The sequence below is a fragment of the Kribbella sp. genome (assembly GCF_035655035.1).
GTDB lineage: Bacteria > Actinomycetota > Actinomycetes > Propionibacteriales > Kribbellaceae > Kribbella.
This window is the reverse complement of the sequence record NZ_DASRVN010000633.1, coordinates 1-9,113: the sequence shown is the minus strand read 5'-3', so window position 1 is coordinate 9,113 and position 9,113 is coordinate 1. Positions and strand designations below refer to the sequence as shown.

The 9,113-nt window shown below is 68.3% G+C and carries 10 protein-coding genes; 6 read left to right on the top strand and 4 right to left on the bottom strand.

What is annotated here, in order from left to right:
• Positions 1-139: 139 nt before the first annotated feature.
• Positions 140-970, top strand: coding sequence for a DMT family transporter (locus VFF46_RS33255; RefSeq protein ID WP_325041210.1), 831 nt, complete (start codon positions 140-142; stop codon positions 968-970).
• A gap of 78 nt (positions 971-1,048) precedes the next feature.
• Here the strand turns inward: VFF46_RS33255 and VFF46_RS33250 are convergent, their stop codons facing one another.
• The 3 genes from VFF46_RS33250 to VFF46_RS33240 all read right to left on the bottom strand — a co-directional run bounded on the left by VFF46_RS33250 (position 1,049) and on the right by VFF46_RS33240 (position 4,197).
• Positions 1,049-1,798, bottom strand: coding sequence for an MBL fold metallo-hydrolase (locus VFF46_RS33250; protein ID WP_325041209.1), 750 nt, complete (start codon positions 1,796-1,798; stop codon positions 1,049-1,051).
• Between the two features lie 37 nt (positions 1,799-1,835).
• On the bottom strand, positions 1,836-2,684 hold the full coding sequence (locus VFF46_RS33245; protein ID WP_325041208.1) for an aminoglycoside phosphotransferase family protein: 849 nt from the start codon (positions 2,682-2,684) through the stop codon (positions 1,836-1,838).
• A gap of 130 nt (positions 2,685-2,814) precedes the next feature.
• The gene (locus tag VFF46_RS33240; RefSeq protein ID WP_325041207.1) at positions 2,815-4,197 is read right to left on the bottom strand and encodes a S8 family peptidase; all 1,383 of its coding nucleotides are present in this window, start codon (positions 4,195-4,197) and stop codon (positions 2,815-2,817) included.
• Between the two features lie 226 nt (positions 4,198-4,423).
• On the opposite strand from VFF46_RS33240, the gene VFF46_RS33235 reads away from it, so the two are divergent.
• The 5 genes from VFF46_RS33235 (at position 4,424) to VFF46_RS33215 (ending at position 8,832) form a co-directional block, all read left to right on the top strand.
• A complete protein-coding gene (locus VFF46_RS33235; protein ID WP_325041206.1) occupies positions 4,424-5,164 on the top strand; it encodes a GntR family transcriptional regulator in 741 nt (246 codons plus the stop codon).
• Positions 5,161-6,477, top strand: coding sequence for an MFS transporter (locus VFF46_RS33230; RefSeq protein ID WP_325041205.1), 1,317 nt, complete (start codon positions 5,161-5,163; stop codon positions 6,475-6,477). The genes VFF46_RS33235 and VFF46_RS33230 overlap by 4 nt, the downstream gene beginning before the upstream one ends.
• Before the next feature lie 102 nt (positions 6,478-6,579).
• The gene (locus VFF46_RS33225; RefSeq protein ID WP_325041204.1) at positions 6,580-7,560 is read left to right on the top strand and encodes an ATP-binding cassette domain-containing protein; all 981 of its coding nucleotides are present in this window, start codon (positions 6,580-6,582) and stop codon (positions 7,558-7,560) included.
• Positions 7,557-8,360, top strand: a complete 804-nt coding sequence (locus tag VFF46_RS33220; RefSeq protein ID WP_325041203.1) for an ABC transporter permease — start codon at positions 7,557-7,559, stop codon at positions 8,358-8,360. The genes VFF46_RS33225 and VFF46_RS33220 overlap by 4 nt, the downstream gene beginning before the upstream one ends.
• 34 nt (positions 8,361-8,394) lie before the next feature.
• Entirely contained in the window at positions 8,395-8,832 is a 438-nt protein-coding gene (locus VFF46_RS33215) for a VOC family protein (protein ID WP_325041202.1), read from the top strand.
• On the opposite strand, the gene VFF46_RS33210 is transcribed toward VFF46_RS33215, so the two are convergent.
• A partial coding sequence (locus VFF46_RS33210) for a DUF7586 domain-containing protein (RefSeq protein WP_422653754.1) occupies positions 8,829-9,113 on the bottom strand: 285 nt, incomplete at its 5' end. The genes VFF46_RS33215 and VFF46_RS33210 overlap by 4 nt on opposite strands.

Sequence of the window (9,113 nt, the reverse complement as noted above, 5' to 3'; positions counted from 1 at the left end):
ACACCCGAGCCCGCACCACCCTCAACTGGCACCCCCGCCCGCTCGAAATCACCATCCTCGAAACCACCCAAAGCCTCCGCGACCTGGGCCTCCTGTAATCCACCTGACCCGTGCGGTGAGCGGGTGAGAGGGTGTTGGGGTGGTGGTGATCCTGGTGGTGCTCGGGGCGGCGGTTCTGCATGCGACCTGGAACGCGATGGCGCATGGGGCGCCGGATCGGGTTGCTGGGTTGGCGTTGTTCGAGCTGGCGGCCGGGGTGATCGGGCTGGTTGGTGTGTTGGTGATGGGGCTTCCGCCGGCGGGGACGTGGTGGTACATCATCGCGTCGGCCTTGCTGCACCTTGCGTATCTCGGTGGGCTGCTGGCGTCGTACCAGCTGGGGCAGTTCAGCCAGATGTATCCGTTGGCCCGCGGTACGTCGCCGTGGGTGGTGGCGGTGGTGTCGATCGTCGTACTGCATCAGCATCTGGCTCTGGTCGAGTTGGGCGGTGTACTGCTCGTCTCGGCGGGGCTGATCGCGCTCGTGTTCATCGGGCGGCCGGGGCGCGGGCAGGTGCCGGCGTTGTTCGCGGCGATCGGTACGGGGTTGATGATCGCGTCGTACACGGTGGTCGACGGGGTCGCCGTACACAAGATGCCGGTGGCAACGTATATGGGCTGGGTCTTCATGCTGCAGGGCTTCGCGGTCCCGATCGCCGTCCTGTTGTGGCGCGGTCCGAGGGCGTTCAACCTGCCCCGCCCGGCGATCCTGTCCGGGCTGGCGGGCGGCGTCGTGTCGATGGCGGCGTACGGGCTCGTCCTCTGGGCCCAGACCCGCGGCACGCTCGCCGCCATCGCCGCGCTCCGCGAAACCAGCATCATCTTCGGCGCGATCATCGGCGCCCTCTTCTTCCACGAACGCTTCGGCCCCAAACGAGCCACCGCCGCGGCCGTGGTCGTCGCCGGCATCGTCCTGATCACGACAGCCTAGAAGCAGGTACGGTCAGCACTCCGCACATCATCCACCCTCCGGCTGCGGGCCGCGCTCGTTCGAACCAGCGCATCGGGGTCAATCAGGTAGTGCTTTCAGATTGGTCTGGTGGGGGCCTGCCATCCAGTCCTGCTCCAGTCGTACGTCGGCGGGCTGCTTCCGGCGGCGCAACGCCTCCAGGTACGCGCGGTCCGCTGCAAATCGGGCCGCCACCTCGGCGCCCTCGGCGATGGTGCCGTGGCCTGGGACGACGACGTTGACCTGCCGCGCCGCTTCCTCGAGCCGGTCGAGTGCTGCCTCATAGGCATCCAACTGACCGGTGCGCCGCGGATCGAGCATTGGGATCAGTACGTCGGACAGCATGTCGCCCGCGAGCAGTACCCCGAGGTCCGCGAGCAGTACTGCGGCATGGCCGACAGCGTGCGCGTCATGCTCGATGACCTTGCCCGGCACGGGTCCACCGTCTGCGAGCAACGGGCTGACCAGCGCGACCAAGTCGAGTGGGATGCCGTCCGCAGTCTCGGCCGCCATCGCCTGCGCTTGCTCCCGAGACTCGGTCGCGACCTGCGCACACGCAGCGGTCGCGTACCGCGGCACATCCCCGAACCGTGAATGCCACAGCAAATGATCAAAGTGCGGATGCGTCGCGAACCCAGCCACCACCGGAACCCCGAGCCGCTCCACATCACCAGCAAGCCCACTCAACTCGGCCCCACTGATCCCCGGATCAACAAGAACCAGCCCGTGCTCGCCCCGCACGACAGTCGAGTTACTCCAAACCCATCCACTCTGCCGCACCCAAACCCCATCACCCACCTGCTTCAGCATCTCTCCACTCTGCCAGGGTTGCTGCAGGATCCGATGGCTACGCCGTGAGGCGATCCGCCTCGGCCAGCAGCAGTTCGCCGAAGGGCTGGAAGCCGATGCTGCAGGCGTAGACGCCGCTGACGACGCGGTGGATGGTTCCCCACTCCCAGATGGCGGTGGCATCCACTCCCGTGCGAGAAGCCAGCAGCGCGGTCCGCGCGCGGAGGTCGTCGCCGAGGTCCGGGTTGCACCGCACGATCGTGCCGAGATCGCAGGCTGGTTCGGCCCGCAGCCCGGCCGGATCGATGAGCTTGTAGCTGCCGTCACTCGCCTGCAGGGCGTTCAGCTCATGGATGTCACCGTGGACCAGAACCGCGGACCGGTCGTCGTGGGCGAGGCGACGACGGTTCATGCAGTTCAGCGCGTCCGCCACGGTGGCCGGCGAACACGGTCGACCCGCCTGCTCCCAGAGCTTCGGCAGCCGATCGGCGTACTGCTCAGCGAGCGTGGCGCCGGTTGGAAGGTCAACGTCGGGACCGATCGGACGCCACAGGCGAACCGCCACGTCGCACAGCAAGTCGTGGCGGCTCGCGGGGTCGGCCACGAGGTCGTACATGGGAGCCCCGAGGCGCTCGAGCAGAAGGGCTTGTCGACTCAGGTCTTCGCGCAGCAGCTTGGCACATCCGCTTCCGTTCGCCAGGCGCAGCACCATCGCCTCCGGCCCGACATCCCGACCCGGTACGCCGATCTTGAGGACCGCCGGAGTTCCGTCAGCCAGCGTCACCTCGACGACCAGGGCGACGTGACCGCCCGCGAGGCTGGACCCGATGACCAGCGACCACTCCTTGGCCAGTGAGTCGACCAGACCTGGCAGCTGGTCCAGCCAGGATGCGTTCCCATCAGCCATGACCGTCCTGCGGACCTGGTCAGGAACGTCGAGGCTCACCCCGCCAGCCTAAGCGAGCGACACATCCTGCGGTGCGTCAGTTTGAGGGTGAGTGGGGGTCCCGGGCGGTGGACCCCCACTCGGATCGGGGTTAGCGGGTCACCGCGTCCAGGGCGTCGGCGATGCCTTCGCCGTAGAAGGAGTTGTTGGCGGTGGTGCCGGTGCAGCGGGGGTCGGGGGTGGTGGGGCAAGCCGTGTCGTCGGCCTCGAGCTGGAGGGCTCGTTCGATTTCGCGGGGGCCCCACGAGGGGTGGGCGGACTTGATGAGGGCGGCGATGCCGGTGACGTGGGGGGAGGCCATCGAGGTGCCGCTCATCAGGCCGTAGCCGCCGCCGGGGAGGGTGGAGAGGATCGAGCTGCCGGGGGCGGCGACGTCGATCTTGTTCAGGCCGAAGTTCGAGAAGCTGCTCCGTGCGCCGGTGCGCGTGGTGCTGGCGACGGTGATCACGCCGGGGAGCTCGGTCGGCATGTCGAGGCAGTTGTTGTTGATCGTCCGCGGGGTCGCGGTGGAGTCGTTCGGGCTGCCGTTGTCGGTGGTCTTGTTGGCGAGGTCGTAGTTCGAGTTGCCCGCCGCCGCGACGGAGAGGGTGCCCTGCCCGGTGGCCCAGGCGTACGCGCGCCGTACCGCTTCCTGGACCGCGCCCTGGTCGCCGTTGTCCTTGCACCAGAACTCGAACGGGTCGATGAAGTAGCTGTGGTTCGTCACGGCCATGTGGTGCTCGGCGGCCCAGACGATCCCGCAGATCGAGTACTCCGGGTAGATGAAGCCGGCGTCGTTCACGACCTTGACGGACGCGATCCGGACGCCGGGCGCGACACCGACGATGCCGATGCCGTTACGGGCGGCCGCGACGGTGCCGGCGACGTGCGTACCGTGCGAGCTGGTCGTCGGGCGCCAGGCCCCCACGGTCCGGTCCGGTACGCCGTTGTTCACACAGCTGACCGAGTCCGCGGCATCGAAGTTCGGCGCGAGGTCCGGGTGGTTGTCGTCGACGCCGCTGTCGTTGATGCCGACCAGCACGCTCCGGGAACCGTCGGTGATCGCGTGCGCCTGGTCCGCCTTGATCTGCTGCATGTCCCACTGCTCGCCCTCGCGCGGGTCGGCGACCGGGGTGGCGGTGTTCTCGTCGAGCGCGTTCTGGCCGCCTTCGCTGACCGCGGCGGTGCGGGTGGCGCCGACGGACTCGACCTCGCGGCCGTTGTGGGTCGCGCGGATGTCGGTCCGGAAGTCCGGGTTGGTGGACTGCGCGATCACCACGCCGAGCTGCTGGTACGACACCAGGACCTTGCCGCCGGCGTCCTTGACCGCGTCCTCGGTCTTGCGGACGTGACCGGGGGTGGCCTTCGTGTTGACCACGTAGTTCATCAACGGACCGGCGGCCTGGGCGCTGGTGGTGGCGCCGAGCGACACGGACACCAGCGCGGCGGCGGAAAGCACGGCCGCCAGCCGGCGGGGACGGGGAGTTCGGGACATGAGGCCTCCTCAGGGGCAAGGGGCCGGACGGACGGGTCCGGACCGATAACCCGAGACTCTAGGCCGGATCGCCGCGCAGCGGAGTTCTTCGTCCACAACGCAGGGGAAACCCTGCGTCCAGCTGTGCACAACGTGTGGATACGCCTGTGGATAACTTGGGGAATATTCGGCTTCGACAGTGGATTGTCTGTGTGTGTAGGATAGATACAACAAAGATACGAGTCGTATGGGTGGGGTTGCAGTGATAGGCGGGGACGCGGCACAGGACGCGTTGACATTGGGTGAAGAGACCGCGGAGATCGCGCGGGTCGTGGTCGAGGCGGCGCCGGGGGTGGAGAAGATCCCCGCGGCCGAGCGCGTGTATGCGTACGTGAAGGCGGCGATCCTCGACCGGGCGTATCCGGGAGGTGAGCTGCTCACCGAGGGTGAGTTGGCAACCGCGGTCGGTGTCTCCCGTACGCCGGTCCGCGAGGCGCTGCTCCGGCTCGAGGAGTCCGGCCTGGTCAAGCTCTACCCCAAGAAGGGCGCGCTCGTCCTCCCGGTGCTGCCGCAGGAGATCGACGACGTCCTCGAGGCCCGCGAGCTGATCGAGACGCACGCCGCCGCCAAGGTCTGGCCGCGCCGCAAGCAGCTGATCGAGGCCCTCACCGAGCGCGTCGACGACATGCGCACGCACCGCAGGAGCGGTGACGCGAAGAGCTTCCTGGAGGCCGACCGGGCCTTCCACGAGGCGATTGTCGATGCCGCAGGCAACCAGATCCTGGCCAAGCTCTACAACAGCCTCCGGGACCGCCAGGTCCGGATGGGGGTGCCCGGGATCGAGGTCCAGCCGGCCCGGATGGACAAGTCGATCACCGCGCACCAGGAGATGATCGAGGCGCTCGGCGGCAACAGCGTGAAGCGCTTCCGTGAGCTCGTGATCGCGCACATCGAGACCGCCGCGACCGATCTGCGGGGCACCCGGTGAACGAACTTCGCTACCCCCTGGGCGGACGGCGTGCCTGGGCGGTCTGGGCCACTGCTGTCCTCACGTACCTCGTCACGGTGCTGCACCGCGGCTCCATGAGCGTGGCCGGTCTGCAGGCCGCGGAGCGCTTCCACATCTCCGCATCCGCCCTGGCCAGCTTCACCGTCGTACAGCTGACCGTCTACGCCGCCATGCAGGTCCCCGTCGGCGTACTGCTCGACAGTTACGGCTCCAAGCGCCTCTTGATCGCTGCGTCCGGCCTGCTGTTCGTAGCGCAGTCCGCGTTCAGCATGGTCAACTCGTACCCCGCAGCACTCGCAGCCCGCGCAGTGCTGGGTGTTGGTGACGCCCTGGTATTCATCAGCGTGCTGCGCGTGGTCATGTCCTGGTTCCCGGCGCTCCGCCAGCCTGTGATGTCACAGGCGACAGGAATGCTCGGTGGTCTCGGGGCGATCATGTCGACCGTTCCGATGGCTGCCGCCTTCCACGCGTTCGGCTGGACGCCCACGTTCGCCGCTGCGTCGGTGCTGAGCCTGGTGACCGGCGTACTCGTGCTCCTGCTCCTCAAGAACTCGCCGTACGACGAGCAGCTCCGCCGCGCTAAGCTGCCGCTCAGCGAGGTCAAGAAGAACCTGCGCCGCGCCTGGAACGAACCGGGTACACGGCTGGGCCTGTGGACGCACTTCACCACCAGCTTCTCCGGCAGCACGTTCGGACTGCTCTGGGGCTACCCGTTCCTCGTACAGGGACAAGGGCTCGCCCCAACGACCGCCGCGGCCATGCTGATCATTCCTGTGCTGGCCGGCCTCTGCTACGGCCCCTTGGTCGGACGGTACGCCGCCAAGTTCCCGTTCTACCGGTCGTGGATCGTGCTCGCGGTCATCGCGGGCTCGGTGGTGATGTGGACCGTCGTACTGCTCTGGCCGGGCCGTGCGCCGATGCCGGTGCTGCTGGCGCTGATCGTCGTACAGGCGGCCGGCGGACCGGGTTCGATGCTCGGGCTGGACTACGCCCGTACGTTCAACCCGGCCACGCGCTTCGGTGCCGCGAACGGGATGGTCAACACCGGCGGCTTCATCGCGACCCTGCTCTGCATCGGGATGGTCGGCGTACTGCTGGACGCGTCGTCCGGCGGCGCCCCGCAGGCGATCGGTGACTTCAAGGTCGCCCTGGCCTTCCAGTACGTGCTGTGGGCGATCGGTACGCGGCAGATCCTCAAGTACCGCCGCAAGGCGCGTGGCAACCTCGCGCGCTACAACCCGGAGGCGTACCAGGCCCTCCTGGCGAACCAGATCGTCCCGCTGAAGGGCTGAGACAGCGGCGCGCCAGAGCCGTGCCAGCACGAAGAGAGACGGTAATCCCAGTAGATCCAAGACGCCGGCCTTCGGCCGGGGTCGGGTTTTTGGGAGGAACCGATGACCACAACGAACCAGGTCGCCATCGAGGCGGTCGGCTTGGTCAAGAAATATGGCAGTACGACCGCGCTTGCCGGCGTCGACCTGAGCGTGCCGACCGGCACCGTTCTCGGGGTCCTCGGCCCGAACGGCGCCGGCAAGACGACCGCGGTCCGCATCCTCGGCACGCTGCTCCGGCCGGACGCCGGGCACGCCACGGTCGGCGGGTACGACGTCGTCCGGGAGGCCGGGAAGGTCCGCAGCATCATCGGCCTGACCGGGCAGTACGCGTCGGTCGACGAGGACATGTCCGGCCGCCGGAACCTGATCATGATCGGCCGGCTGCTCGGGTACTCGCGGTCCCAGGCCCGGGCCAAGGCGGACGAACTGCTGGAGCGGTTCGAGCTGACCGACGCGGGCGACCGGATCGCGAAGACGTACTCCGGCGGTATGCGCCGCCGGCTCGACCTGGCCGCGAGCCTGGTCGGCGACCCGAGCATCCTGTACCTCGACGAGCCCACCACCGGGCTCGATCCGCACGCCCGCAACGGCGTCTGGGAGACGGTACGGAACCTGGTGCTCGACGGGACCACGGTGCTGCTGACCACGCAGTACCTCGAAGAGGCCGACGCGCTCGCCGACTCGATCGTGGTGTTCGACAAGGGCGCCGTGGTCGCGAACGGGCGGCCGGCCGAGCTCAAGGCCCAGGCCGGCAAACAATCGCTCGACGTACGTCCGGCCGAGCCCTCGCACATCGAGCGGGTGGCCGCGATCGTCGCCGAAGCGGTCGGTACCCGGCCGACCGTCGATGTGGTGAACGCGCTGGTCAGCGTGCCGGTGACGGACGGCTCGTCGATGCCGGTCGTCGTACGGCGGCTGGACGAGGCGGGGATCGCGGTGACCGAGCTGTCGTTGCGGCTGCCCAGCCTGGACGAGGTGTTCCTGGCGCTGACCGGTCACACCGCGGAAGAGCCGAAGATCCTCGAAGGAGCGGCCCGATGACCACGGCAATCCTTGAGCCGGCCCGGCGGGCCAATCCGTTCGCCTGGGTGCAGCAGAGCCTGACCCTGGCCTGGCGGAACGTCGTACGCATCCGGCAGAACCCGGAAGCCCTGGCGGACGTGACGTTCCAGCCGATCATCTTCCTGGTGCTGTTCCTGTTCGTGTTCGGCGGTGCGATCGCGCAGGGCGGCGGGTGGCGCGACTACCTGCCGTTCCTGCTGCCCGGTCTGCTCGTGCAGACGGTGGTGTTCTCCACGATGGGCACCGGCGTCGCGCTGAACGACGACTTCGCGAAGGGCGTGTTCGACCGGTTCCGGTCGCTGCCGATCGCCCGGATTGCGCCGTTGGTCGGCGCGGTGCTCGGCGACGCGGTCCGGTACACGCTGTCGATCGTGATCCTGATGGGGACCGGGTTCGCGCTCGGGTTCCGGTTCCAGAATGGTGTCGGGTACGGCGTCCTCGCGCTGGTCGTCGTGCTGGCGTTCGCGCTGTCGATGTGCTGGATCTGGGTCTGGCTCGGGCTGTCGCTGAAGACCGCGCAGGGCGTGCAGGGCGTGGCGTTCCTGGTGATGTTCCCGCTGACGTTCGGCAGCAACGTGTTCGTGAAGACGGACACGCTGCCCGGGTTCCTGCGGGCGTTCGTGAACGTCAACCCGGTCAAGTATCTGGTGGACACGATGCGCGGCCTGATGCTCGGCGGCCCGATCGAGAAGCCGCTGCTGATCACGCTCGCCTGGATGGTCGGCCTGGTCGGGGTCTTCGCCCCGCTCGCGATCCGAGCGTACCGCCGGCGGACATAGAAAATCTGTCGGTGGTGAGCGTCAGAGTGGTCGCATGACGACCAAGTGGACGCTCACCATCGACTGCGCCGATCCCGCGCTGGTCGCACGCTTCTGGTGTACGGCGCTCGGCTACACGGAGTCGGCTCCGCCGCAGGGCTGGGACACCTGGGAGGCGTGGTTCACGGACCTGAACGTCCCCGAGGACGAGTGGAACGACGGCGCCTCGATCTCCGACCCGGACGGCGTTCTCCCGTCGATCTCCTTCCTCAAGGTCCCCGAGCGGCGCACCGTCAAGAACCGCCTGCACCTGGACCTCCAGGTCGCAGGCGGCCGCGCGCAGCCCCAGCATCTCCGCGAGCAACGCATCCGCAGCACCGGCGACAAGCTCCAGGCCGCCGGCGCCACGCTGGTCGAGGAGTTCGGCACCGACAACGTCCTCGACCACCTGTGGATGCAGGACCCCGAGGGCAACGACTTCTGCGTCGTCTAGCCCGGGTTGATCTCACCGAAGGACAGCGGCTCCCGGGTGCACAGGTAGGTTGCCCAATGCAACTTTGTGGGGTGGCCGGCCGGGTCGCGGGTGATCTGCAGGAGCTCGCCCGTCTCGCGGCCGGAGACCGTCCGGTAGACGTCGTCGGAGACACGTTCGAAGACGGCGGGGGACTGGTATTCGGCCGCCGCCGGCGACTTCGCCTCCAGCGTGCCGTTCCTGACCGAGAACACGAACGGCGAGCCCTCGGTGAACCAGGTTCCGAGGACGCCGGACAACTC

Coding starts and splice junctions, on each gene's coding strand:
- VFF46_RS33250 (WP_325041209.1), bottom strand. CDS start 1,798: ATGCTGAAGCAGGTGGGTGATGGGGTTTGGGTGCGGCAGAGTGGATGG.
- VFF46_RS33245 (WP_325041208.1), bottom strand. CDS start 2,684: ATGGCTGATGGGAACGCATCCTGGCTGGACCAGCTGCCAGGTCTGGTC.
- VFF46_RS33240 (WP_325041207.1), bottom strand. CDS start 4,197: ATGTCCCGAACTCCCCGTCCCCGCCGGCTGGCGGCCGTGCTTTCCGCC.
- VFF46_RS33235 (WP_325041206.1), top strand. CDS start 4,424: ATGGGTGGGGTTGCAGTGATAGGCGGGGACGCGGCACAGGACGCGTTG.
- VFF46_RS33225 (WP_325041204.1), top strand. CDS start 6,580: ATGACCACAACGAACCAGGTCGCCATCGAGGCGGTCGGCTTGGTCAAG.
- VFF46_RS33220 (WP_325041203.1), top strand. CDS start 7,557: ATGACCACGGCAATCCTTGAGCCGGCCCGGCGGGCCAATCCGTTCGCC.
- VFF46_RS33215 (WP_325041202.1), top strand. CDS start 8,395: ATGACGACCAAGTGGACGCTCACCATCGACTGCGCCGATCCCGCGCTG.